Source organism: Peribacillus simplex NBRC 15720 = DSM 1321 (assembly GCF_002243645.1).
GTDB classification, from domain to species: domain Bacteria; phylum Bacillota; class Bacilli; order Bacillales; family DSM-1321; genus Peribacillus; species Peribacillus simplex.
The window spans coordinates 2,658,087-2,684,297 of record NZ_CP017704.1; the positions used below are offsets into that span (position 1 = coordinate 2,658,087).

Annotated in this window: 24 protein-coding genes; 20 read left to right on the forward strand and 4 right to left on the reverse strand. The window is 39.3% G+C overall.

What is annotated here, in order from left to right; all coding sequences use genetic code 11:
- The first annotated feature begins 105 nt into the window (after positions 1–105).
- The 4 genes from BS1321_RS12690 to purU all read left to right on the forward strand — a co-directional run bounded on the left by BS1321_RS12690 (position 106) and on the right by purU (position 2,676).
- Entirely contained in the window at positions 106–669 is a 564-nt protein-coding gene (locus BS1321_RS12690) for a hypothetical protein (RefSeq protein ID WP_063234249.1), read from the forward strand.
- Positions 578–829: a DUF2599 domain-containing protein gene (locus BS1321_RS28755; protein ID WP_081112976.1), complete on the forward strand. Its 252-nt coding sequence runs from the start codon at positions 578–580 to the stop codon at positions 827–829. Before BS1321_RS12690 ends, BS1321_RS28755 begins: the two co-directional genes overlap by 92 nt.
- A gap of 44 nt (positions 830–873) precedes the next feature.
- On the forward strand, positions 874–1,194 hold the full coding sequence (locus BS1321_RS12700; protein ID WP_063234248.1) for a hypothetical protein: 321 nt from the start codon (positions 874–876) through the stop codon (positions 1,192–1,194).
- Between the two features lie 582 nt (positions 1,195–1,776).
- Positions 1,777–2,676 carry a formyltetrahydrofolate deformylase gene (gene purU, locus BS1321_RS12705; protein WP_063234329.1) on the forward strand — a complete coding sequence of 300 codons (900 nt, stop codon included), beginning with the start codon at positions 1,777–1,779 and terminating at the stop codon, positions 2,674–2,676.
- Positions 2,677–2,733: 57 nt separating this feature from the next.
- On the opposite strand, the gene BS1321_RS12710 is transcribed toward purU, so the two are convergent.
- From BS1321_RS12710 to BS1321_RS12720, 3 genes are all read right to left on the reverse strand, one after another.
- Positions 2,734–3,393: an SIMPL domain-containing protein gene (locus BS1321_RS12710; RefSeq protein WP_063234247.1), complete on the reverse strand. Its 660-nt coding sequence runs from the start codon at positions 3,391–3,393 to the stop codon at positions 2,734–2,736.
- A 139-nt stretch (positions 3,394–3,532) separates the two neighbouring features.
- Positions 3,533–3,727: a YwbE family protein gene (locus BS1321_RS12715; RefSeq protein WP_063234246.1), complete on the reverse strand. Its 195-nt coding sequence runs from the start codon at positions 3,725–3,727 to the stop codon at positions 3,533–3,535.
- Between the two features lie 111 nt (positions 3,728–3,838).
- A complete protein-coding gene (locus BS1321_RS12720; protein WP_063234245.1) occupies positions 3,839–5,359 on the reverse strand; it encodes an FAD-dependent oxidoreductase in 1,521 nt (506 codons plus the stop codon).
- A gap of 1,218 nt (positions 5,360–6,577) precedes the next feature.
- Between BS1321_RS12720 and BS1321_RS12725 the strand changes: the two genes are divergently transcribed.
- The 12 genes from BS1321_RS12725 (at position 6,578) to BS1321_RS12780 (ending at position 19,739) form a co-directional block, all read left to right on the forward strand.
- On the forward strand, positions 6,578–7,771 hold the full coding sequence (locus BS1321_RS12725; RefSeq protein WP_063234244.1) for a ParM/StbA family protein: 1,194 nt from the start codon (positions 6,578–6,580) through the stop codon (positions 7,769–7,771).
- Positions 7,772–7,779: 8 nt separating this feature from the next.
- Positions 7,780–8,319, forward strand: a complete 540-nt coding sequence (locus BS1321_RS12730) for a hypothetical protein (RefSeq protein ID WP_063234243.1) — start codon at positions 7,780–7,782, stop codon at positions 8,317–8,319.
- Positions 8,320–8,836: 517 nt separating this feature from the next.
- The gene (locus BS1321_RS12735) at positions 8,837–10,558 is read left to right on the forward strand and encodes a right-handed parallel beta-helix repeat-containing protein (RefSeq protein WP_063234242.1); all 1,722 of its coding nucleotides are present in this window, start codon (positions 8,837–8,839) and stop codon (positions 10,556–10,558) included.
- A gap of 187 nt (positions 10,559–10,745) precedes the next feature.
- Complete coding sequence (locus BS1321_RS12740) at positions 10,746–11,918, forward strand: glycosyltransferase family 4 protein (protein ID WP_063234241.1); 1,173 nt, start codon at positions 10,746–10,748, stop codon at positions 11,916–11,918.
- Between the two features lie 112 nt (positions 11,919–12,030).
- Positions 12,031–13,155, forward strand: a complete 1,125-nt coding sequence (locus tag BS1321_RS12745; protein WP_063234240.1) for a DegT/DnrJ/EryC1/StrS family aminotransferase — start codon at positions 12,031–12,033, stop codon at positions 13,153–13,155.
- Entirely contained in the window at positions 13,145–14,125 is a 981-nt protein-coding gene (locus BS1321_RS12750; protein WP_063234239.1) for a Gfo/Idh/MocA family protein, read from the forward strand. The genes BS1321_RS12745 and BS1321_RS12750 overlap by 11 nt, the downstream gene beginning before the upstream one ends.
- Entirely contained in the window at positions 14,122–14,748 is a 627-nt protein-coding gene (locus BS1321_RS12755; protein WP_063234238.1) for a PIG-L deacetylase family protein, read from the forward strand. Before BS1321_RS12750 ends, BS1321_RS12755 begins: the two co-directional genes overlap by 4 nt.
- Positions 14,749–15,459, forward strand: a complete 711-nt coding sequence (locus tag BS1321_RS12760; RefSeq protein ID WP_063234237.1) for a WbqC family protein — start codon at positions 14,749–14,751, stop codon at positions 15,457–15,459.
- A 57-nt stretch (positions 15,460–15,516) separates the two neighbouring features.
- Positions 15,517–16,794 (forward strand): oligosaccharide flippase family protein, encoded by a 1,278-nt coding sequence (locus BS1321_RS12765; protein ID WP_063234236.1) that lies wholly within the window; start codon positions 15,517–15,519, stop codon positions 16,792–16,794.
- Positions 16,791–18,074 (forward strand): hypothetical protein, encoded by a 1,284-nt coding sequence (locus tag BS1321_RS12770; RefSeq protein WP_063234235.1) that lies wholly within the window; start codon positions 16,791–16,793, stop codon positions 18,072–18,074. The genes BS1321_RS12765 and BS1321_RS12770 overlap by 4 nt, the downstream gene beginning before the upstream one ends.
- Complete coding sequence (locus BS1321_RS12775) at positions 18,071–19,183, forward strand: glycosyltransferase (protein ID WP_063234234.1); 1,113 nt, start codon at positions 18,071–18,073, stop codon at positions 19,181–19,183. Before BS1321_RS12770 ends, BS1321_RS12775 begins: the two co-directional genes overlap by 4 nt.
- A gap of 19 nt (positions 19,184–19,202) precedes the next feature.
- Positions 19,203–19,739 (forward strand): serine O-acetyltransferase, encoded by a 537-nt coding sequence (locus BS1321_RS12780; protein WP_063234233.1) that lies wholly within the window; start codon positions 19,203–19,205, stop codon positions 19,737–19,739.
- Positions 19,740–19,825: 86 nt separating this feature from the next.
- Here the strand turns inward: BS1321_RS12780 and BS1321_RS12785 are convergent, their stop codons facing one another.
- On the reverse strand, positions 19,826–21,118 hold the full coding sequence (locus BS1321_RS12785; protein ID WP_063234232.1) for an NCS2 family permease: 1,293 nt from the start codon (positions 21,116–21,118) through the stop codon (positions 19,826–19,828).
- Between the two features lie 300 nt (positions 21,119–21,418).
- Between BS1321_RS12785 and BS1321_RS12790 the strand changes: the two genes are divergently transcribed.
- The 4 genes from BS1321_RS12790 to BS1321_RS12805 all read left to right on the forward strand — a co-directional run bounded on the left by BS1321_RS12790 (position 21,419) and on the right by BS1321_RS12805 (position 26,204).
- Positions 21,419–23,020, forward strand: a complete 1,602-nt coding sequence (locus BS1321_RS12790; RefSeq protein WP_063234231.1) for a DEAD/DEAH box helicase — start codon at positions 21,419–21,421, stop codon at positions 23,018–23,020.
- A 15-nt stretch (positions 23,021–23,035) separates the two neighbouring features.
- Positions 23,036–23,944 (forward strand): phosphotransferase, encoded by a 909-nt coding sequence (locus BS1321_RS12795; protein WP_063234230.1) that lies wholly within the window; start codon positions 23,036–23,038, stop codon positions 23,942–23,944.
- A 33-nt stretch (positions 23,945–23,977) separates the two neighbouring features.
- Positions 23,978–25,165 carry a class I SAM-dependent methyltransferase gene (locus BS1321_RS12800; protein WP_232522787.1) on the forward strand — a complete coding sequence of 396 codons (1,188 nt, stop codon included), beginning with the start codon at positions 23,978–23,980 and terminating at the stop codon, positions 25,163–25,165.
- 91 nt (positions 25,166–25,256) lie between these two features.
- Entirely contained in the window at positions 25,257–26,204 is a 948-nt protein-coding gene (locus BS1321_RS12805; RefSeq protein WP_063234229.1) for an ATP-grasp domain-containing protein, read from the forward strand.
- Positions 26,205–26,211 lie beyond the last annotated feature (7 nt).

A 26,211-nucleotide genomic window follows, 5' to 3' on the forward strand; every position in this document is an offset into this window, starting at 1 on the left:
AATTTCACTTTAGGAGCTAAAAAACAATGTAGTCGCACTTCTTTTTTACTAGTACTATGGGTCTGTTATTTTATAGACAAACTAAAAAATATAAGGGGAACAACAATGAAGTTTATTAGTTTAAAAGTCTTAAGTTTAATTAGTATTTTATCATTAAGTTTTACTGGCTTTAGCACAAGTAGTTATGCAGAAAGTAATTCCACAGTAACAAACATGGATCATCTTCCTTATAATCTTATTGAAGATGTGGAAGTAATGGATTATCAAGTACAAGAAAATAACATTGTTACTGAAACAGAAGATTTCACTTCAAATATTAATCTTGATAAAAATGAAATTACATATACTGATTCAGAAGATAATTCAGTCGCTATCTCGATAGACGACCCAGATTTAAAATTTGTTGAGAATGTTGATGGTACAATCGTTTATGAAAATGAAGAAGAAGGATACTCAGTCGATAGTCAGATACTAGATGGTGGATTTAGACAGATGTTCAGAATTGAATCTGAGTCTTCTCCTAAAACCTTTAAAATTGATTTGAAATTAGACGAAGATAGTAAATTAGTAGAGAAAAATGGACTTTACTTTGTGGAAAATAGCGAGGGTGAAATTATCTTTAACATTGGTAAAGCATGGGCTACAGATAGTGAAGGAAACTTCATTTAAATCCCATGTATCAAGTTCAAGAGAAGGAAGAATTAAAGATCAATTCATTTGTCATGCTGTAAATCCATTAACAATTTACAAATCACCTTGGAACTTAGAACCTTGGCGTCCTGATTTATCGCTTTCATCAACTTATTACAATAAATGCAATCCAACGTAAGGTGTTTACATCAAGTATAAATTTAAGTAAGAGGATGATTTCACATGTTTAATAGTTCCAATCAAGCAATATATGAGCCAGATTATATTTCTCTACTGTTACTACTTTTAGGAATTGTTTATTTGATCTATTTCGGATTAACTATCGTTAAAATCAAATTAAATACACTAACTATTAGTACCCTTGCTATTTCCCTTCTAACTTATTTACTTGTTGGATTTTATATGGCAGGCTCTGGCTTTTATATTGATGAGGAAACCCCGAACAACCTAGTATTTGAGAAATACGGATTTCCGGATTTAATTTTATTAGCTTTCCCATATATATTTTTATCTTTAGCAGCAAGTTTAGGTGAAAAAAAATAAATAATAAATAAAAAAGCACAGATATACCTCGTTTCAAAATCATATTAGTCATTTATGAAATTACTACCCCCCTGTAAGAAAAGGGGGGCTTTTAGACCTTCATTCACTTGATTTACTAAGGTTCCCAAGATATGTCTACGCTTCTGCGCTCCGTCGCTATAGAATTTATAGGAGGGGAAGAAGCTGAAAGGAAGAATGCTTCCGCTTTCTATCATACTAATCGTTTATGCATTGGCGATAACGATTTTATTGTGTACGGGTCCTTTTGATGAGCCTATTTTGGATGCAATTTTTGTTTTTATTTTCGACCCCAACATTTACATATATTGCAATTAAAAATAAATCCCGATTCTCATTTATTATGGTAAGAATTTGTTCTATCGTAATACTATTTTCTTTATTAATTCATTTTGTTTCTTAAATTCAACTATATGTAATTGTGCATCGTTGAAAGTAGTGAAGGATTTCAGACAAGGACCATGGTGGCCGCCAACAAAATCTCGTATTGGTTGACTGACTTTAATTTTGCCTATGAATTGAAGTATAATATAGCAAAATAGAAGAAGGGCAGTTGGGAAAATGGTGAGCAACTTTGTGCAAGAGCAGTTACAGGAATTTCGCGAAAAAAATCAAGATAGAGGCCGCTTAATTATAAAATGTCCGGACCAGCCAGGGATTGTTTCGACAGTTACGGCCTTTCTTAAAGAATATGATGCAAATATTGTTGAATTGAGTCAGTATTCGATGAATCCTGAGGGCGGTACCTTTTTCACCAGGATCGAGTTCGATTGTCCAGGATTGAATGACAAGGCAGCGGATATGCAACTTGCATTCCAGGAAGTTTCGACAGCATTCTCGATGCAATGGACATTTAATCATGTGAGTAATCTGAAGAGGACGGCAATCTTCGTTTCGAAAGAACCGCATTGCCTTCTGGAATTGCTATGGGAGTGGCAAAGTGGGGATTTATTGGCTGATATTTCACTGGTCATCAGTAATCATGAGGATACGAGGCAAATTGTCGAATCGATGGGCATCCCGTTTTATTACATTCCTGCAAATAAGGATATACGTAAGGAAGTGGAGACAAAACAGCTTGGACTTCTGGAAGAATTCAAAGTGGATCTTATTGTATTAGCTAGGTATATGCAGATATTGACGCCGGACTTCGTAGCGGCCCATCCGAACAGAATCATCAATATACATCATTCATTTTTACCTGCATTCATTGGTGCCCGTCCTTATGAAAGAGCTTATGACAGAGGTGTTAAGCTGATTGGGGCGACTTCCCATTATGTGACGAATGATTTGGATGAAGGTCCGATCATCGAGCAGGATATTGAACGTGTGGACCATCGTGATTCTGCTGGGGATATGAAGAAAGTCGGTCGTTCAGCTGAACGCAGGGTGCTGGCACGTGCTGTTAAATGGCATTTGGAGGACCGCGTCCTTGTTCATGAAAATAAAACGGTAGTCTTTTAATGTGAAAAACCCCCCTTTGGATTGCCAAGGGGGTTTTTTGGATGAAATGAGTGAGTGCTAGTACGTGTACTCCACCCTTACTGAGGCAGTGATGTTCAATTCACCAGGCTGAATCGGGGTAGAAGCCATTTTTGAAAAGGTACTTGTTTGGTAAAGCATTGGAGTTGCCGTTTCAGATAACTCTTCAACCTTATTAGGGACTGGGTTCAATGAGATTCCTAGCGTTCGAGCCATGGAAAGTGCTTTTTCGTATGCATTTTTTAAAGCGAGAGAAAGTGCCTGGTTATAGTATGCATCTGGATTGGATAAGGAGAAGCGGATGCTGGTGATTGAATTGGCGCCGCTTCTGACGGCAGTGTCGATTATGCTGCCTATTTTCTCGATGTCGGTCGTTTGGGCCTGGATGATGTGCTGGACTTTGTAGTTCTTGAACAATTCCTTTCCGTCAATATAATCATATTGTGGATCGATTCTGTAATCACTCGTTTTCAATCGATCTTCGGGAATGCCTGCGGATTTAAGTGCTGCGATGACATTTGCGATTGCTTGGGAATTGGCTTGCTGGGCCTTTTGCGGGTCCACATCCTCTGTTATGACTCCAAGGGTGATTGTGGCTTGATCGGGAGCGGCCTGAAGCGTCTCTGAGCCGGAAACTTTCAATGTATGTTCATCGTTTCGGTAATAATCCCTATTGGGTGCATTGTATTCTTGATTCATTTTGACACCAGCCTTTTAAAAGAGATAATCTTACCCCTATTGTACGAATTATGAATGGGAAACATGATTGAAATATCCCCATTGTCATTAATTCGGTCGAATAATCACAAAAAAACACTCGGCCTGGACCGAGTGCACATTACTTATGAATGACTTGAACCCTGCCAACCTGGCCATCAGTCAATCTTACTTTAATTCCATGTGGGTGAGTGCTGGAGTTGGTTAGAATATCCTTTACAGTGCCGCTTGTCAGTTTTCCGCTGCGTTGATCTGCTTTCAGTACAATGTCCACAGAGGTACCTGGGGTAATATCTTTCCGATTTTTACCGTTCATGTTCAATTCAATCCTTTTAGAGTTATTTGCAACCATTCAATCATGCAGTAACTTCAGTATAAGGAAAACGGCGGTCCCAGTCGACTATTAGATAAAATCACAAATTGACCATTAGCGTATTTTTTTCAATGGTTCGACAGCAGGGCCATTTAAAACTTCACCAACGATAGAGTAGCGGGAGCCGTGGCATGGACAGTCCCAGGTACGGTCGCCGCTATTCCAGGCAACTTCGCATCCCATGTGAGTACATGTGGAGTCGACAATATGAAGCTGGCCATCATGATCACGGTAACACCCAGCTTTGTCTCCATTCACCTTCACGATTGCTCCTTCATCATTTCCTAAGTCTTCCGGCGTTTTATGAATGACGGCCAATTTACCTTTGATCAGATGCTTCGCCACATCAGCATTATCTTGGACCATATTTTTCACGCCTTTTAGACGGGCAGGGTCATATAATTCCGCATACCGGTTATCTCTTTGTAAAATCCGGTCAGTTAAGATCTTGGCGGCAATCGATCCATTCGTCATTCCCCATTTAGCATAGCCGGTAGCTATCAGGACGTTTTGATGGTTGGCTGTCACTGGACCGACGAAGGGGATATTATCCGGTGTCACGATATCCTGTGCCGACCAGCGATAGGGGATGTCCTTCACATCGAAATACTGGGAACTGAAGTCCTTCAGTGCTTCATAATGCTCGATCATCGAGATTCCCTGGCCTGTTTTATGGCCATCTCCGCCAACAAGTATAAGTTTTTCCCCATTGTCCAATTCCGTATAGCGAAGGGAGCGGGTAGGGCTGTCTGCACTGTAAAACATCCCGCCTGGATATTCCTGTTCAGTCTTGATACCAAGCACATAGGACCTATTTACATGAACACGGGCAAAGTATAAGCCCGTTTCATCGTTAAAGGGGAAGTGGGAGGCAACGATTACCTGATTGCTTTTGATTGAATGTCCAGTATCCGTCAGAACGGTCGGCGGATCGCCGTCTTCAATCTTCATTGCTGTTGTCCGTTCATAAATGGTGCCTCCACTTTCGAGAATTGTCGAAATGAGAGCAGTTAAGTATTTTAACGGGTGAAACTGTGCTTGATCTTTCATTATCACAGCAGCTTTACAAGGAATGGAGAAAGGGATATTCTCTGCATAATCCCCCCGAATGCCGAGTTTTTGATAGGCTTTCAGTTCATTTTGAATTTTGCTTTTATATTCATCCGTATTTGCGTAGACATAGGCATCCTGTGCAGTCAAATTACATTCAATGGAATGTTCTTCTACCAAGTCTTTGATTAGCTTCATGCCCTCTGCATTGGCTTCATAATAAAGTTTGGCCTTCTCTTTACCATGGTCAGTGATCAACTGGTCATAAATCAAGCCATGCTGGGCCGTGATTTTTGCTGTAGTGTGTCCTGTCGTTCCAGTAAGGATTTCGCCTGCTTCAATCAGTGTGACTTTAACACCTTGTTTAGCTAGTAGATAAGCAGATGTGATTCCAGTAATTCCGCCGCCTACTATTAAGACATCAGTGGTTATATCTGTATCTAGTTTAGAAAAAGAAGGGAAAGTTAACGCACTGCGCCAATAGGGTTCCGGAAATCGGGGAAGGTCTGTATTTTTTTCAGTCATTTGAATACCTCCATACAGTTCAGTTAGTGAATCGTCCATTTATTACCATACCCAAATCCGCTATTTATACGCTAATTTTTGTAAGAAGAAATATTAAAAAAATACATTATTTGGTTTGTTTACAAATACGTATACATGTAAACAAAAATAGATATATTGTACACAAATAAGTATACATGTTTACAATCACGTACACATGGCTATATATAAGGTGTATACACATTTGTTCCTATTGTAAACAATTCGACAAATATAGCTACAACTAATGAAGGATTGACTAACGTGGAAACTTTTTCAGCTTCCAGAATCGTGGAGAGGAGGGCCGTTAAATATTTTAAAGGGGTGAAATTGTGCTTGGATCATGGAAGATTTACAAGGAAAGGAGAAAGGGATTTCTTCTGCATAATCCCCGCGAATGGCTAGTTTCGATAGGCTTTTAGTTCTTTTGGAATTTTACTTTTATATTCATCCGTATTTGCGTAGACATAAGCATCCTGTGCAGTCAAATTACATTCAATGGAATGTTCTTCTACCAAGTCTTTGACAAGCTCATTCCTTCTGCATTGGCTACATAATATAGTTTGGCCTTCTCTTCACCATGTTTTAGTGAACAAACAAATCGTAAATCAGGCCATGCTGTGGTGTGTCCCATTGTTCCGTTAAGGATTTCGCCAGCCTCTATCAGTGTAACTTTAATACCTTGTTTAGCTGAGTAATCCCTGTAATTCCGCCGCCTACAATTAAGACGTCAGTGGTTATATCTGTATCTAGTTTAGAAAATGAAGGGGAATTTAACGAACTGCGACAATAGGGTTTCCGAATTTGGGAAGTTTCTGTATTTTTCTCAGTCATTTGAATACCTCTATACAGTTCATTAGTGAATCGACCATTTATTACCATAACCAAATTCACTAATTATAAGCTTATTTTTGTAGGGGGAAAGATCAATTAAAAATACAATATATGGTTTGTGTACAAACACGTATACGTGTAAACAAAAAAAGATGCATTGTGCACAATTACGTATACATGTGTACAAACACGTATACGTAGCTATATATAAGGTGTATACATATTTGTTCCTATTGTAAACAATTTGAAAACAATTCGACAAATATAGCTATTACTAATGAAGCATTGACTATCGTGGGAACTTTTTCTATCCTTAAAGGGAATGCTTCACTAATTTTTTTTCTATAAAAAAGGGGATGTTTTTAGATGAGTTCTAGAATCGCAGCAGTAGACGTAGGAAATGATGCTATCAAAGCTATTTTTGGAAAGCTAGAGTCTGAACTATATATACCAAATGTCATTGCAAAAGACATAGAGGACCGTCCGGTCATTGGGATTGAGGAACTTAATGAAAAAAACCCATTGGAAGGGATTCATATTAGGGTCCATTCACCGGCTCTGCAAGACAATAATGCGATTTATCGCGTTGGGAACTTGGCGACAAAAAGTGATAATCCTACAGAACTGGATTTAGGAAGCAGTAAATCGGAAGAAGATCAAACATTAGTCATGCTTTTTGCGGCTCTTGCATTAGACGCTGCCAAGTTGGGGGACAACGATACATTCAAAAAAGTGAATAACGTTGTGGAAGCCAACTATACGCTTGGAACAGGGTTGCCACTTCGGGAGGTTAAAGAAGGGAAAGACGTCGGTTACCGCTCGAAATTACTTGGTTCAGTCCACCAGGTGGAATTTTTAATTACTCCTAAATACCAAGGCATGAAGGTTAATATCAAATTCGATGAAGTGAAAGTCTATCCAGAGGGCTTCGCTGCATACATAAATTTGGTCATGGATAAAGATTTGAATATCATTAACCGTGAATTAATAGATAGAAGAATACTCATTCAGGATATCGGTGGATTATCGACGGATATCGCTGTCATTAAAAATCGTAAAGTTGACGATGACAAAGCGCAAGGATTCAACTTAGGAGTAGCTGAGGCCCTTGAATCGATTCGTGAAGAAATCAGGAAGAAACATGGTGTCGAGCTGGATAGCAGGCGCGACGTCGTTGAAATCATCACGAAGAAAAATGATCGCAATCATATTATGGTTCGCGGAAGCAGGACAAGCGTCCATGATATCGTCGACCGCATTTTAGGTGAACTGGCCAAAAAGCAATATCGTCACCTGCGCAACGTATGGCAAAAAAATTCCCAAACGGAAATCTGCTATTTTGTAGGCGGGGGATCGATTGTCCTGAAAGATTACTTGAAAACATTGAATCAAAATTTTGATGGCTACAATATAGACTTTTTCGAAGATGAACGGGAAAGCGTTTGGATGATGGCAAACGCCTATTATAAATTGATTTCGGATTATAATCGCCGGAATTCAAAGGAACAGAATCAGTCCCAGCAAAAGAAGAAAGAACAAAGAACGGGTTCTATTAAATAGGTGAGAGAATGAAAAAAACAGCTTCTTCTGAAATTAAAAGAGGACAAGCCATCACTTTTCGTATCCCTTCAGATGTATCAGATTATACGTTAAGACAGCTGCAGAAATTGAAGGAAACGGAAAGAAGGAATTTTTCCAGTAAAATTGCCGAGTATGTTCTCGATGGAGTCGGGCAATCCACCCATCAGGATCGGGAAATGATTGCCCTGCCCATGCCGAACAAGCTAAGCAAATCTCAGCGTGATTGGCTCAAGCATTCCCACTCAGAAGCTATGCTTGGAACGATTATGTACAACCTTTTATCCGATCCTTTACGCGCTACCGCCTTGCTTGCCTCTTTGAACAGTAATGGATCGAATGAGGAATATATGCAGGTTGAGCTTGAAGAAAAGGAAGTGGAGGAGGTCAAGGAAGACTTACCTAAGAAAGATCTGGATGACTTTGATTGGAATTTGGATGAACCCTCACAACAAGAGGAAGAAACCGAACCGGAAGAGGAAAATCTTGACGATCTCCTGGGTGATTTTCTTGATCAAATGAACCAGTAAATATGTACGAGGATATCTGACGACAAGTTGGATATCCTCCTTTTTCTTTTGCGGGGGCTATAAGAATGATACATACCCCGTTAAATTAGACATAAAAAAGAAGCTGCAGCCTTTTCCCAGTAAACAAACGGGGAAAGGCTTTTTCTTTTGAATGACAGATGTCCCCCTCGTAATCGCCGGACACATTCCTTATAAAGCACTCATCAGCCGGCCATTCACTTTTCAATAGCCACGCAAGAAGGTTTGTTTTCCCCAATCACAATCCGATTTACCCCTTTATTCCATATTCGATTGAAGGTTTTTTTGATGGAAAAATTGTCGAATTAGCCGTGCGTTTAAGCAACTGTTTCAAGATTAACACATGTTATTTTGATTTTGAGAAATGCACATCTCACATCCCATGTAACATTAGATATGCACCCCTCCTTTCTAGGTCGACTATGGTGTCCTTGTGATCGGCCACTGGAATATGTAAAACAACTGTCGAAAAATGAATAAAAGACATGGGAGTTTTCAGATGAAACAATTATATGAAATAACAGGAATATTTACCGTGTTTATCGTGGCATTCTTCTCCTTCCAGTCAACTGCCGTCGGGGCAAACGAGGTCTGCGGTCCCACAACGGGAACCGCGATTCAATTATTGGACAATAAAGGGAAGTTAAAACAAACGCTGTCACTAGACGCGAACTATTCCGCCACAACGATCCGGACGATCCTTAATAATGCCATTACGAGGGTTTCAGCCTATCCGCAAGATCAATCGAATGGGAAAAGGGGAACGGTCCGTTTGTCAAAAGGCCAGTTCACGGCGAGTGCCTTTATTGCGATGAAAGAAGGGGTCATTTTAGAAGGGACGGTGGAGAATGAAAGACCCGTCACCAAAATGTGTACCCATCCCTCAAGCGATTCTGTCACCATTAAAATCATGGTGGGCCATACTGGTGTCAAAAACCTGATACTCGATGGAAAACGACGGACGGAGGATCCCCAAACTGGGGAACCGAGGAACTATTATGAGGCAAGGAACAGGGGCATTGAGGTTACGGCAATCGATCAATCCAAATCCACTTCGGATTTGGTGTCGGTCTATTCGACTGTGAATGATTTGCAGAGGCTTCAAAATATCCTGATCGAAGATGTTCAAATCACTGGGTATGAGGGGTATGGCATTTACTTAGAACATGTGAATGGAGTCACGATTAAAGGGTCTGATTCAAGGAAAAGAAACAAAATGATCATAAAAGATATTGGTTATGCAGGCATCGGCGGGTATTCTGCGAGTAACGTGACTGTAAGGCATGCGACAGTGAGAGATCTTGGGCCTGGGGCGACGGTGGGCAATACCAAACAAAGCTATGGTATCGCCTTTAGCCACCGGAAAGACAATGCGGGAGATGCAATGATTCAATCAAAGTTCCCGCGAAGTGACACAATCGCAGTGGATGGGAATGTGGTGGCGAATAACCCTGGATGGGAAGGGATTGACACCCATTCAGGCCATAATGTTTCCTTCACGAATAATGTCATCTTAAACACGCGTTTTCCAATCATTGTCGGCGGAATGGATTACAGGGGAGGGGATATCTCAGCTTATCCACCCGGCAATATTACGATTGTGGGGAATAGAATCAATGGTGAATCTTTTAATGATTATGCGTATTACGATATAGATAAAAATGCAACAGTCAGCGAACGAGGCATTACGGTCAACGGAACGCAATTTCATGATCTTAATGAAACAGAGATGGGATTCCTGCAAACGGTCGTGATTAGAGGCAATTATGTGAATAATGTCCGGGCTAATGTTGAGGAATGGGGAGGCATCAGTATTCATGTGACCAAAAATGCCCTTATTGAAAGCAATATCATTGAAAATAGCTTCAACAATGGTATCGCGATTCTTAGTTCCAACAAGTTCACCAAGCTCCAAGGAAACATCATAAACCAAATTCATAAATCCGATGGAAAGTTTATACCAGCGGGCATTGGTATCAGAGGGTCTCATAATAATGGCAACCCTACAAATGACTATGCCATTACCTCTTTGAACATGAAAAATAACGTCATTGAAAGGGAGAACATATTTACCGAAGTTGAGCATGAAATCCATGTACAAGACAAAACGGTTTACAACCGCCTGGATGACTGGATTGTCATCTCGGCCTTCCTTGACTGGAACAAACCTAATGTGAAGAAAAAAATCATGCAAGATGGTGAAACCCATCTGATGTACTAAAAAGCAAGGGTAAGGAATGGCTGTACAAAATTCTAGTGGGTTTCAAAGTTAAAACGGCCCATTCTAAAGAAGGGACAGGTCTCACCTTATTTAAGTGTTACATTTGTTTTCTGGGGCTAATGCAATAGGCAAAGTATTCATCTGTAAGTTAAATTGAATCACATTGGGTAAAAGAGGAAGTGAAAAAGTGAAGATTCTTTATTTGCATCAATATTTCAATACCAATAAAGGCAGTACCCGATCTTATGAAATAGCTAAATTTTTAGTCTCTAAAAATAATAAAGTCACCATCATCACCGGCAATTCCATAGATTCGCGTGAGGGAATTAAGATCATATCAACCAAAACTAAATATAAACAAGAATATAGTTACCTAAAAAGATTATTATCGTTTATTCATTATATGTATAAGAGTTTTTTTATTGGGGTGAAGGAGAAAGGGGTAGACGTAGTTTATGCTTCCTCGACTCCTTTGACAATTGGATTGATAGGTATGCTTCTTGCGAAGGTAAAGCGCAGCGAATTTGTGTTTGAAGTAAGGGATTTATGGCCAGATATACCTATTGAGCTGGGAATCATAAGACATGAATGGTTAAAGAGAATTTTATTGAAGCTAGAAAGCATGATTTATTCTTCAGCTGATAAAATCATCGTGCTTTCGCCTGGGATGAAAGAAGATTTATTGAAAAAAGGAGTTAAACCGGAAAAAATTTCGACGGTTACTAACTTTGCGGATATAGACTATTTTTCACGGATTTGTTCCGAGGATAAAGAAAAAGCACTGGATAAATTAGGGTTAAAAGCGAAGTTTATCTGTTTATATGCGGGTACATTAGGATTTATCAATAATATCGATTATATTTTACAGCTTGCTGAAAAGACGGATGACCCAGATATTATCTATCTAATTGTAGGGGATGGAAAGGAAAAAGAGCGCTTAATTCAAGTGAAAGAGAGCAAAAAATTAAACAATGTTATTTTCTTAGATCAGGTATCTAAAAAAGAAGCGTGCTTATTAATGGCCGTATCTCATATAGGTCTGTGTTTTGTACGGAATCATGAAATATTGGATAGGAATAGTCAAAATAAACTTTTTGATTTTTGGGCAGCCGGAAAACCAACATTAATAAACTATAAAGGCTGGCAACATGGGGTTATGACAAAATATGATGCAGGTCACGGTTTTGAATATAGTGAACTATCAAAGATGATAGAGTATGTAAAATCAATTAAAAGTGACAAACAAATGTATCTGAAAATACAAGAAAATATAAAGAAGTTAACCTTAAATTATGAGAAAACAAAATTGATTTCAAAACTAGAGAGAACACTGTCGAAATTGGTTGTTAATAATCATTGAATATTTAAGTGTTTCTCTTGAACGATGGGTCGGTCATTCAGAATTATATATTGTCTGCTTCTCACTTTACTTGTAATGAAAGATCTAATTTTGGAATAAAGGATGGAGTTCCATGGAGAATATCGTAAATACGAAGCCAGTGATAACAGGTTGGGTAAAACGGGAATACCTTAAGAACATTGAGCACATTTTGGATTCTGGCAGGTTAATTTTAGGTGAGTATACTCGGAAATTTGAAGAAAGCGTCAGACAATACAGTGATTCTAAGTATGCTGTCGCACTTTCTAGTGCCACGGCAGCCATTGAAATTATTTTAAAGTACCTAGATGTTGAAGACAAAGAAGTGATCATGCCAAGCAATACGTTTATTTCTCCAGTATATGCGGTGAAAAATGCGAAAGGAAGAGTCGTTCTTTGTGACATTAATTTAGAGGATTTCAATTTGGATTTAAATAGTCTGAAGAACGCCGTGACTCCTAAAACGAAAGTTGTCCTAATTACGTATATTGCCGGAAAGATCCCTGATAACATCTTTGAAATTAAAGAGTTTTGTGATGCGAATGATCTTTATCTAATCGAAGATGCTTCACATGCTTTTGGTGCCACTATAAATGGAAATAAAGCCGGTACAATTGGATTTGCTGGGGTGTTTTCGATGTACCCTACTAAAATTGTTACAAGTGCCACAGGCGGTGTCATTACATCGGATGATATAGATTTAATCAAATACTGTGAGTTGTTAAGGCACCATGGGAATGAAAATGGTGCAGTCAATCAAGTATTATCCGGTGACATGCTTCTTAGTGAATTTAATGCATTGCTTGGTTATCTGCAAGTTCAGGAAGCTTATGGGATGATCCAGGTCAGGCAGGAAATCTTCCATTTTTATAAAGAGAATTTAAAAGATATTTTTCAAGAACACGGTCTTTACTTCCAAGCTTCATCTGACCACAATGAATCTTCATTTTATAAAATTATCGTCATGTCTAAAAGCAAAGAGCAATGCGAAACATTTAAAAAGCATTTAAAAGAGTATCATATAAGCACCGGGCATTGTTATGGGGTCCCATTACATTTACAGCCCACATTGCTAGAGGAATATCCCCTTGCATCTTTCCCGAATGCCGATAGATTTCGTGAATCTCATTTCACGCTACCTTGTCACTTGGATTTGTCTGATGAGGATCTGAAATACATTGTAGCGAAATGTAAACAGGTAGTGGAACATGGCGATTAAAAATAGGATTGGAGTGGTGGGGTCAGGTCCAATAAGTTGTGCAATGATCGATGCCATTAATGAAAGTTCAAATGGAGAGGTAATAGGAATTTGGGGAAGAAGATTCCATCTTGCTAAAGAGCTCGCTAAAGAAAAAGGAGTTTCTAAAGTTTATGGATCCCTGAATGAAGTTTTTGAAGATGATGAGATAGATACTGTTTATATAGCCACTCCAAATGCCTCCCATTATGAACCAGCGATGGCAGCCATTGAGCATGGAAAGAACGTTGTTGTGGAGAAAACGGCATTTATGACAATCGATCAAGCCAATCGAGTTTTCCATGCTGCAGAAAAACAAAATGTTTTTGTATTTGAGGCAGTAAGATCCATTTATGAACCTAACTTTCAAATTTTAAAGAATGCTATTAAAAAGTTAGGGAAAATTCATGGGGCAACCCTAAAGTATCAAAACTATTCTAAGCAGTATTCGGCCCTATTAAAAGGGGGAAAAGCTCCACTTTTCGATGAAAATCATGGTGGCGGCACATTAAGAACAATTGGAATTTATCCTATTTATATTGCCATTCAATTATTTGGTGTTCCCGTTAAAAGTTTTTATTTTAAACAACTGATCGTAAAAAACATTGATTTAGGCGGCACGTGCATTTTTGAATATAAAGATTATAAAATAACCATGTTGATTTCAAAAATTAACTTAACGAATGATTCAATATCGGAAATTTACGGAGAGAATGGAACATTGCGTTTTCACTCGTTATACGATATTCGAACGATTAGTTACCGCAGTATCATTAATGACATTGAAGAAACGATAAGTGAACCTATTAGTGATAATAGTTTGCTTTATGAAATCACTGAATTTTCGGAATGTATTTTAATGAAAAATCGAACAGCGTACAGGGAACAAAAGAACATTACACTTAAAGCGATATCTATCATTGAACAAGCTTTAAATGGAGGAACATTATGAAAAAAATATTGCTAATAACAGCACACCCAGATGATGCGGAAATTAGTATGGGCGGTACCATTCGTAAGCTATTGAACCAAGGACATTACATTATCAACATCATATTTTCCATCCCTTCGAATATCAAGGTCAGGAAACAAGAGGCAATGGAGTCATCAAAGAATTTCGGATATGAGGTACGGTTTTCTATGTACTGTGAGGGTAATAACGTTGAGGATATTCCTCTTCATAAATTAATAAAAGAGCTCGACAATATCATTGAAAAGATGAATCCAGACGAAGTCTACACACATTGGATGAATGACAGTCATCAAGATCATCAAAAATTATCAAAGGTCGTAAGAAGCTGTTTTAGGAAAAAACAATTTACCCTATATGAATTCGAACAAATTAATCAAAATAATAACATCGCTGCCAATCAATTTCACCCGAATATTTATAGTGATATTACAGAGTTCATGGAAGATAAAAAACGTATGATTACCTTGTTTCAATCACAGCTGACTGGTTATATGGGTCATTATTTAGTGAATGCAGAGCATATCGGCAGTTGGAGGGGTTCCCAAGTGAATTGTAAATACGCGGAGACATTCCTATTAGTTTTTTCGAAAGGGGTTTTGTAGGTGGGAAGAAAGAAGATAGTCGCAATTCACCAGCCTAATTTCCTGCCTTGGATTAGTTTGATTCATAAGGTTTTCCAATCGGATGTTTTTATATATTTGTCGGATGTAAAATACTCTTCAAGTAATTTTCAAAATAAAACATATATTCTAGGTGCTGATGGAAAAGAGTCAAGGCTAACTGTACCAGTTCAAAAAAAGCCTGAAATGTTACATGAAAAATTAATCAGTTATCATTCCCCAAATCAAAAATGGAAAAGGAATCATTTGAAACAAATCTCGGAAGTTTATAAAAAAGCCCGGCACTTTCAAGATTTTTTCCCGCTGTTGGAAGAAGCATATCAAAAAGAACATGCTTTATTAGTCGATTTAAATATTCATTTAATTGAATTGATCTTAAATTACTTAAACTATGAAGGAGAAACACACCTTTCCACTGATTTTAATACATCCTTTGGAAAAACACAGAGATTAGTCAGCTTACTTAAGCAAACCGGTGGTACATGCTATTTAAGCGGGAAAAGCGGTAAGGATTATTTGGAAGAAGAATTGTTTCGTAAAGAAGGAATTGATCTCATCTATCAAAATTTCATTCATCCTGTCTATTATGTGAAAAATGAAAAAGAATGCGTAAAAAATTTATCGATTCTTGACTGGATCATGCACTATCCGGCGGATCAAATAAAAGAAACATTAACTGAACGGATCAATTAGGCTAATCTGAAAACGTAAATGAGTATATAAAATAGAGATGTGGCGTGGTTTGAAAATATGAAAATAAAAAATGAATTTATAAATAAAATCCTTTTATTATTAACAGGTAATTCAATTGCACAGCTTATTCTATTTGCAAGTTCGCCCATACTGACAAGAATATATAAACCAGAAGATTTTGGTGTGTTTTCAACCTATACGTCCCTTTTGGCCATTCTCATGTCATTTTCATCTCTTTGTTTAGAAAAGGCGATTCCTTTAGAAAAAAACCATAAGAATACGGTTCACTTGATGTACATTAGCATGTTTACGATTGCCGTTGTTTGTATGCTGAATATTATTTTAAGCCTTTTTAATCTGTCGTTATTTCATCTTTACGGGATTAAGACAACTATTAGTAATGACCTTTTGCTTTCAAGCGGTCTATTTTTTGCAGGTATATACCAAATGTTGCTTTACTGGTTGGTGAAAGAAGATAAGTTTAAAGGTATAACTCATTCTAAACTGCTTCAATCGATTAGCAATGTAATAAGCCAGTTCTCGCTTACATCCATTAATCATCTTTCACCAGGAATGGGTTTAACTGCAGGAGATATAATTGGACGGGGAATTACGCTTGTGTACATTTGGCGATTTTTCTTAAAGCAGATGCATTGGCCGAAAGTGAACTATAGAAGAATTGGGTATTTGTTTAAAAAGTATGAGGATTTCGCTAAATACTCCACGTGGTCAACACTATTAAGTTCTTTATCCATGCAAATCATATTTTTGTTATTAATGCGCCTATACGGACCTGAAGTGACAGGTTATTTTTCCATGGCCTCAAAAACGGTAGGTCTGCCCATTACGATGGTGGGAGCGAGTATTTCACCAGTATTCTACGCCGAAGCGTTAAAAAGCATTACAAATGATCCTCGAAGAGTTTTGAAATTATATAGAAGCATCCTTGCTAAGTTAGCGATGGCAGGTATACCGTCACTGATACTGCTTGCTTGGATCGCCCCAGGGCTCTTCAGCTTTGTTTTTGGTGAAGAGTGGCGTGTTTCCGGTGAATATGTGACGTTGATGTCATTTATGTTTATAGGTCAAGTGATTGTCATACCAGTTTCCCAAATATTGTATTTGATCAAAAAACAACGGACTCAGCTTTTATGGGATGTTTCAAGGCTGTTACTGTCATCTATTGGAGTATTAGTCATTTTCATTTCAGGGGGTTCAGCTGAAACAGCCATTTTATACTTTAGCATTTGTATGGGGGCCAGCTACTACTTTTTTGCTCTCCTTGGCTATAGGGCGATACATTCCATAGATCGAGAGGATAACCTAAAAAAATGAAGCTGATTCAACTGGGTCTGGTAGGAATATACGTCTGGTTACTGGATATATCCTACGTTTACTTTATTTCCCCTGAATATGCTTATATGGGGTTTATATATCGACAACATCCAAGTGTAGTCATGATAGCAATTTCCATGTTTTTTATTATATTGCCAGCCATATTCATAAAAAAGGAACTGGATAAGCCGTCGGAACTCGTTTTCTGGATTTTGTATTTTATTGTCTATATACCGGTAGTATGGGTTCCGAACTATTTATTTACGCTGCAGCCTGATTTTATATATACGAATGTTCTTTTGTTTTTTTGTTTACTTATCATTGGAAATGTAAATAGATTGCCAGCCATGAAGGTTAACCCTCCTAATGTTAATCTAGGTCTATTAAAAATCATTTTCGTTATAACATTATTGAATTTTTTTCTTTACATCTTCAAGGTTTCGGGCGGAATTAGTCTAAAGCCTCCTATAAATTCTGAGGATATCTATGATAAGCGAATGACCTTTCGAACAAAACTAACCCCTCTTGCAGGCTATATTATACAGTGGCTTGCAAAAGTATGTAATCCATTAATCGTGACCATTGGTTTATGCAAAAAAAAATATATCTATGTGGTTATCGGACTAGGGCTGCAATACCTTTTGTACACCGTCAATGGCTTGAAATCCACCCTTTTATCGACTGGATTATTAATCATTGTATTCATTGCTTTTCGGAAGAAGGGAAGGAATTTCTCCATTCTTTTTTGTGTAAGTCTTTGCTCGCTGTTAGGTATCAGCATTTTTCTGGATTTTATCCTTGATCAGGCATATTTATCTAATTTGTTTGCCAGAAGGATGATCATCACACCGGGCTTGCTGACAACCTATTATGTAGATTTCTTTTCAACTCATCCAAAAGCCTTGCTGTCGTATGGTATTTTTGAAAAATTCATAGATCCTGTTTATGACAAGAGTCCGCCATACATTATCGGTACAGAGTACTTTGGCCGACCTGAAATGGCAGCCAATGCCAATATGTTCGCCGATGCTTTTGCTAATTTCGGTTATATTGGATTCTTGGTCTATACTGTGATCTTAGCAGCGATATTATGGCTATATGATAGCCTGACGCAAAATGAAAAGTGGCAAGGTGTTGGCATAATCCTGTTTGTTGTACCTGCATGGTGTTTAGCGGATACTGCGCTTACAACAACGTTTGTGACAGGCGGGATGGTTTTTACTTTCGTTATCATGTATTTATTGTTAGGGTCAGATTTACAAAAGGGAGATAACAGATGAAGTTATTTTATAATATTAGTTCGGTGCACCCATGGAATGATACAAGGATTTATTTTCGCCAAGCCTTTTCTTTTGGAGAAACAGGAATGTACAAGGTGAAGCATATAGCGATTGAAAATAACCTGATCCCTGATAATATCCCTGCCAATATAGAAGTTGAACTGTTGGCTAAGCGATCCAGAAAAGGGCGTATGTTAAATTGGATTGCTCTTTACCGGAAAATTAAGAAAGATAAACCTGGTGTGATTCAGTTTCATGATCCGGAGCTGCTGATTTTAATGAACATCATAAGAAGGATTCCCCGTTATCATCCAGTTATTGTTTATGACATGCATGAAAATGTACCAAAAGTCCTTATGAGAAAAAAAATCCCCAAAATTGCATTGAGTATGTATCGTTATTTGGAGAGACAATTGCTAAGGACATGCAACGGGGTCGTGTTTGCTGAAATGACGTATAAAGATGACTATCGATTCTTAACTTGTCCAACAATGGATGTTTATAATTACCCGAAAATTCCTTTAATGAAAGAAAGTAAAGAAAAAGAAGATGTTTTCACCTTTATCTACCTAGGAAGCATCTCTGATATACGTGGCGGGGAAACCATGCTGCTTCTCGCATTAAGATTAGTAGAATTAAAGAAAAAATTTCACATGAGGATCATTGGAACGGGCCGTGAAGTATACATCGAAAAATTGAAAACATTCATCCTTGACAACGGCTTAGAAGATTATATCAGTCTAGAGGGTGTAATGGCCTTTGATAAAGCATTCGAATCAATCCAGAAAGCACATGCAGGCATGGCATTTTTAGTTCCTGATCCTAATTTCATGGGTGGTAAAACAACAAAGTGTTTTGAATATATGGCTGCTGGCATTCCATTTATGGTTTCTGATTTTCTTATTCAAGATGTACTGGATAAATGGCGCTGTGGAGTGTCTGTCGATGTAGCAAACATGGATGAAATGGTTCAAAGTGCTGTTCATTTGATGGAATCCCCTGAGGAAGCCGCAAAAATGGGTGAACTGGGGAAGGCCGCATATAGACAAGAATATAATTGGGAGAATGAAGAGGAAAAGCTGCGATCACTGTTCGATAAATTAAAATAATGTTCTTAGGAGGCATATCATGGGTTTATTTAAATGGTTCAATAAATTGGCATTTATTAAAAACTGGGGGAGACTGGGCGGAATCCATGGAATAATCGTCATGTTTGTTTACCGGATAGGCAATATAATTTACTATAAAGTGAACATTCCAATCTTAAAACAGGTATTATGGATTATGTACCGCATGGTAGATTTGTTAATCATAAGACTTTTCCTGAATTGCGAGTTTCCCGGGCAATGTCAAATTGGAAAGGATTTACGTCTGCCTCATGGAGCTAAAGGCGTTCTTATCAACCCATATTGCAAAATAGGGGATCATGTTACGATTATGCATCAAGTATCGCTCGGACAAAATAAAGAAAGTAAAAAAGCACCTATCGTTTGTGATTATGCGTATATAGGAAATGGCGCTAAAATACACGGTGGCATCCGAATTGGCACGAATTCGAAAGTGGGGGCAAATGCAGTTGTTTTGACATCCGTTCCCGATAATTGCACGGCAGTTGGAGTACCAAGTGTGATTAAAGGTAAGCAGATGGATGGCGTTATAAAATAATTGCACGTAAACAAAATAAAGGAGTGTTCAATTAACATGAATTGAACACTCCTTTTTATTTTCCCATGGTGCCCTTTATGAGATGATCAAGCTAGGAAAATAAGTTGATAAAGAAATAGAACGGCAAACATGTACACGAACGGATGAACTTCACGGAATTTGCCTCTTGCCATTTTTAAAATGGGATAGGCGATGAATCCGAGTGCTATCCCGTTGGCGATGCTTGATGTTAACGGCATGGCGACAATGACCAAAAAGGCTGGGAATGATTCATCAAAGTGTGTCCAGTCAATTTCATTAATGCTTTTAATCATCATACTTCCGACGATGATCAAGCTAGGTGCCGTGATTGCCGCTACATTTGAGACAGCACCTATCAGTGGGCTGAAGAAGGCGGTTATTAAGAAAAGGATGGCCACTACCAACGCGGTTAAACCTGTCTTGCCACCCGCTCCTACACCAGCTGATGATTCAACTGAAGCAGCGGTTGGGCTTGTACCGAACATGGCGCCAACAGTAGTGCCTATGGAATCTGCAAAGAAGGCACTGCCGGATTTTTCAAGCTTATTATCCTTCAGCAATCCTGCCTGACGGACAATGCCTAATAAAGCACCGGTTGTATCGAAAAGCATCACAAGCAAAATGGAGAAGACGACGCCATAAAGCCCGTAGTTAATGACATCGGCGATAGATGTGATTGGATTGGCGACTATTATCCCTTCAGGTAATGAAGGGGTGGAAACTAGACCGTTAATTTCCAATTGTCCTGTAAAGAAACCGATTATGGCAGTCACGATCATTCCGATGAATATCGCTCCTTGCACATTGCGAACGATCAGCACGATCGTTATGACCAAACCAACCAATGTAAGTGCCACACTGGGATCCCTGAAACTTCCAAGGGTAACCAGGTTGGATTCATGCTGTGTTACGACACCCGACAAACGAAGTCCGATGAAGGTGATGAAAAGTCCGATTCCGGCACTGATTGCATGCTTCAAGTTATTTGGGATGGCCTCGATCAATTTTGAGCGGAAAGAGGTAAGGGATAAAAGGATAAAGATAATACCGGTAACAAAGACTGCAGAGAAGGCAACTGTGTATGAAATATCATGGGTTCCCAGTACCGAGTATGCAAAATAAGCATTCAATCCCATTGCCGGTGCTATGACAATTGGGTAATTGGCTAAAAAGGCCATGCATAGGGTACCGATTATTATTGCGATTATGGTTGCTGTAAATGCCTGGTCGAATGGAACACCGGCATCAGAAAGGATCATGGGGTTTACAACGATGATATAAGCCAGTGTTAAAAAGGTTGTAAGCCCCGCAAGTACTTCCGTCTTAATACTTGAATTCCGTTCTTTTAATTTAAACATGCGGTCACTCCTTTTTTATATACAAAAAATCCTTGTAAAAATCTACAAGGAGGAGATGCTTACCCTTTTTCAAGTAAGTAGCTCGATATATGGATAATAAATCTAATAAATTATATTAGAAAAATAACTAAAGTACAATAGGATGAAAAATTTTAAGGTACAGGTTTTCTCGAAAATAGATAATGATATACTAACAAATAGCTTAGACTAAGGAAAATGACATAAAGTGAAGGAAGCTGTTACCATTAAAGTGGATTTACCAGTCAATTAAATGAAGAAATTCAGAAAGTAGGCCCATACATGACAGAATTCATCGACCTTGGCGTCAGCCCGGCGATTAACATGATATTAAAGCAAATAGGAATATCCGCCCCTACCCCAATTCAGGAGAAATCGATACCAGATATCCTTGCTGGAAGGGATGTCATCGCGAAGGCGCAGACGGGAACGGGGAAGACTTTGGCATTTTTGCTGCCAATCCTTGAAAAAGTCGATCCCGCCGCATCCCACATACAATCACTGATCGTCACGCCAACTAGAGAATTGGCTTTGCAAATCACTGCTGAATTGAAAAAATTCGCTAATGAAATCGAAGGACTTCAAGTGCTTGCAGTTTATGGAGGACAGGATGTCGAGCAGCAAATGAAAAAGCTGACAAGAAACATTTCCGTGGTGGTCGCCACGCCAGGCAGGTTATTAGATCATTTACGAAGAGGCACCATCGATCTATCACAAACTCAAACACTCGTGCTTGATGAAGCTGATCAAATGCTTCATATTGGATTTTTACCAGAAGTGGAAGAGATCATGGGACAGCTTCCAGAGGAGCGCCAAACGTTGCTCTTTTCAGCGACGATGCCTGAACAGGTGCATCAATTGGCTAAACGTTACATGACTAAACCATTAACTGCCGCTGTGAAGGCTGAGCAAGTAACAGTCGAGAAAATCAGGCAGCTTGTCATCGAGACGACCGATCGTGCCAAACAGTCTTCACTAATTAACATGATCAAAGAAGAACAGCCATACCTTGCGATTATATTTTGCCGTACAAAACGTCGCGTTTCGGTTTTGAATGATGCCCTGAAGGCAGCTGGATTCAATTCTGAAGAACTTCACGGTGACCTTTCACAGGCAAAGCGGGAGCGTGTCATGAAAAACTTCAGAGACGCAAAGCTTCAATATTTAGTGGCAACGGACGTGGCAGCACGAGGGCTCGATGTAGAAGGCGTGACCCATGTGTTTAATTATGATGTCCCCGAGGATGCAGAAAGTTACATCCACCGAATTGGCCGGACGGGCCGAGCGGGTGAGAATGGCTTGGCTGTAACCTTTATAGCAACGAAGGATCTTCAGCTTTTAAGCGATATTGAAAAAGGGATCTCCATGAAAATCGAAAGAAGGACGATTGAAGGAGTGAAAATGTTCCAACCTGATGAGGTGAGGCAAAAAAGGAAGCGTTATGAAGACTCTTCTGATGAGGGTACCCGCCGACCGCGTTCGGGAGGGGGAAGGAAACATCGGGAACGGATAGATACGAGAGGACCGAATCGAGGCAGTCACCGTTCTGTAAATCAAGCTGACAATCGTGAAGTCGAGAGGGAGAAACCACGGGGAGGCCGGATGGAAAACAGCCGCGGACCCAAACGTGAGGATTCACGGGGAAGCCGTTCGGAAAACGGTCGTGGACCTATACGTGAGGATTCACGGGGAGGCCGTTCGGAAAACGGCCGCGGACCAAGGCGAGAGAATCCGCGGGGTGGCAGCTCGGAAGATAGCCGTGGACCAAAGCGTGATAATCCACGAGGAGATCAAAGAGATAGCCGTAGATCTACTAGTACACAAGGTCCAAGTAATCGCAGGGGTGGATCTGGCAGTAGCCCCAATAGAGGGAGAAACCGGTAAAAGGGGGCGACGGGAGTGGAAAAGCCTTGGTTGGCAGAATATCCAGTTTCGCTGGAGCTCGCAGGGAAATTGATCATGCTGCAGTTTCCGGAAATTGAGTTGAAAGAGATCAAGCAACTTGGGGAGGGTTTCGATAACACGGTCATACAGATCAATGGGGAATTTGTATTCCGTTTCCCCCGCCGCCCTATTGCAGTTACGTTGATTCAGGTGGAAAATCAGCTTTTGCCATCCATTGCAGGCACTTTGCCACTTGATATCCCTGAACCGATCTTTTTTGGGAAACCAAGTACCCTGTATCCTTATCCTTTTACCGGTTATAAAATGGTAATGGGATACTTGCCTGTAGAAGGATCTTTGGCAAATAAGGTCGAATCGGCAAAAAGGTTTGCCCATTTTTTGAAAGTCCTTCACAGTTTCCCTGTGGAAAGGGCTATGCGTTTAGGTGTACAGCCTGATGGGATGATGAGGCTTGATGTATCCTATCGAAAGAAATTGCTAATGGAAAATGTCTCAAATCTATTAAAGCTAGGATACTTTGAACAGGCGTATGCGGTTAAGGATTTTGTTGAAGAGCTAGGAGAATTGGATGTTCAGCATCCGATTTCACTCGTTCACGGAGACATTCATATCCGGAATGTTTTACTTGATGACGAAGGCGTCCTTGCAGGTATCATTGATTGGGGAGATGTTCATGTCGGGAATCCAGCCATTGATTTCTCCTTTTTATACAGTTATTTCCCAAAAGAGGCGCGCCGAGGCTTTTATGAAATCTATGGTCAAATCGAAAAGGAAACAGAGAGCTTAGCCCGGTTCAGAGCCATATTTATGCTTGTTACATTACTCGTTTATGGCATAGACCGCCATGATGAAGAGCTGATTGCCATTACGAGTACCGGTTTGAAATTTGCTATAGAAGAATAATTGTCATGTTCTTTTGATGTTTAGGAGGTTCATATGAAGGCAAGTTATTATCATTCAATCACATTAATGGCGAACATGTTGGATCAAGCTAATATTCCATACCAATATACAGGTCGATCTGCTCTGTTCGTGCAAGGAGTGGATATTGATCAGTATAAGAACATCGATATTGATGTACAATGGGATGTCTTTAATGAGGCTTTAAATCTTTTTTCTGAATACTCCCCAACAAAGCCTGAAAGAAGTCCTGAGACTGCTTTCTTTCTAATGGATGTCGAGGGGGTTTCTGCCACTGTTCATTGCCGGTTTAACACGACTATTAAAACCGACCCTTATCGTTTGCCTATAAAGATGGGGGATATGGAGGTTTGGTGCAGGTCGTTATACAGTTATTTATATGACGAAGAAATGAGAAAGTACAGTATCGAGATTCATGCTTATTTATCTGCCGAGCAGCAGGGGTTCACAGCGGAAAATGAACAGGCGTGGAACCAGAACAATTATTTAGCGCTTGTCAATCGTTATGGAAATCCCGTGGAATTGGCATCAAAAATCAAGCAAAATCCAAAATGGAGACTGCACCCTTTTTATAAATATATGGGAGATATATCCGGTGAAAAAATTACTCATTTGATGGGATCGAACGGTGTTAAAGCAGTTGCCCTCGCCATATTGGGAGCTGAAGTGAAAGTTGTTGATTTTTCCCAGGAAAACGCCATGTTTGCAAATGAGCTGGCCAGTGGGGCAAATGTCTCCATCGAGTATATCGTTTCGGATGTCCTTTCACTATCATCCGAGCATGAATCAGGGGATCAGGATTTGGTATTAATGGAGCTCGGTGTGCTTCACTACTTAATAGATCTGCAGCCGTTATTTGAAAAAATCAAAAAGATGCTGAAACCTGGAGGCCGATTCATACTGCATGAATTTCACCCGATTTCAACAAAACTCATTACTTCAAATGGTAAAAAACATAAAATCACAGGTAACTATTTCGCTCCGGCAATCGAAAACAATGAGGTCGCTTTTTCAAAGCATATGCCTGATGAGGAAAAAGGGAGCCTTTCAAGAGTTGTACAGCGTAAATGGACAATCGGGGAACTTATAACGTCAATAGGTCAATCAGGGCTTGTTATTAAAGTACTCGAGGAAGAACCGAATCATAAAATCCATGATATTGGGCTTCCGAAAACATATACCTTGGTGGCGGAACGAGTTTAAGGATGCAGTCAAAAGTGTTATGCATATAAAAAGGATGTCTCTATGCCTCAGATAAAAACATAAAATTTTAAACAATCAGGAGGAACCTTTTATGAGTAAAATTTATATCATTCATGAAAATGAGGAATGGACTGCCCATTTAACCAAAAGAATGAATGAGTTAGAACTTCCCTATGAAGAATGGCATCTTGATCAGGGTGTGGTGGATTTAACAGAGGAACCGCCAGAGGGCGTTTTTTATAGCCGTATGAGTGCAAGCTCACATACTCGTGGGCACCGATTTGCGCCTGAAATGACAGAATCTGTGCTAGCGTGGCTTGAACAGCATAATCGTACAGTCTTCAATGGGTCACGAGCGCTTCGTTTGGAGGTCAGCAAAGTCAATCAATATACGGCACTGACAAAGGCTGGAATTAAGACTCCGAAAACGATCGCAGCTGTAGGTAAGGAAAATATCATGAAGGCAGCAGAGAAATTAAATGTCGCTTCGTTTATCACGAAACATAACCGTGCAGGTAAAGGACTCGGTGTTCAATTATTTCACTCAGTAGAAGCATTGAAACATTATGTGGAAGGTCCAGAATTCGATGAGCCAGTTGATGGGATTACATTAATTCAGGAATACATAAAAGCGCCGGAGCCATTCATCACCCGTTGTGAATTCGTGGGTGGCAAGTTTATTTATGCGGTAGAGGTTGATACATCCGAAGGTTTCGAGCTTTGTCCGGCAGATGCATGCCAAATTGGTGACTTGTTCTGCCCGATCGGTGAAGAGGTAGAAGAAAAACCAAAATTTCAAATTGTGCAAGATTTTCATGATCCGATTATTGAAAAATATGAAGCGTTTTTAAAAGCGAATGAAATTTCGATTGCAGGAATTGAATTCATTCGTAACAGCGATGGTGAAATCTACACGTATGACATTAATACCAATACGAATTATAACAGTGACGCTGAGGAAGCAGCAGGCCAATATGGCATGCTTGAATTAGCGAAGTTTCTAGGATCCGAATTGGCGAAACAAAACTTGAACAAATAAAATAATA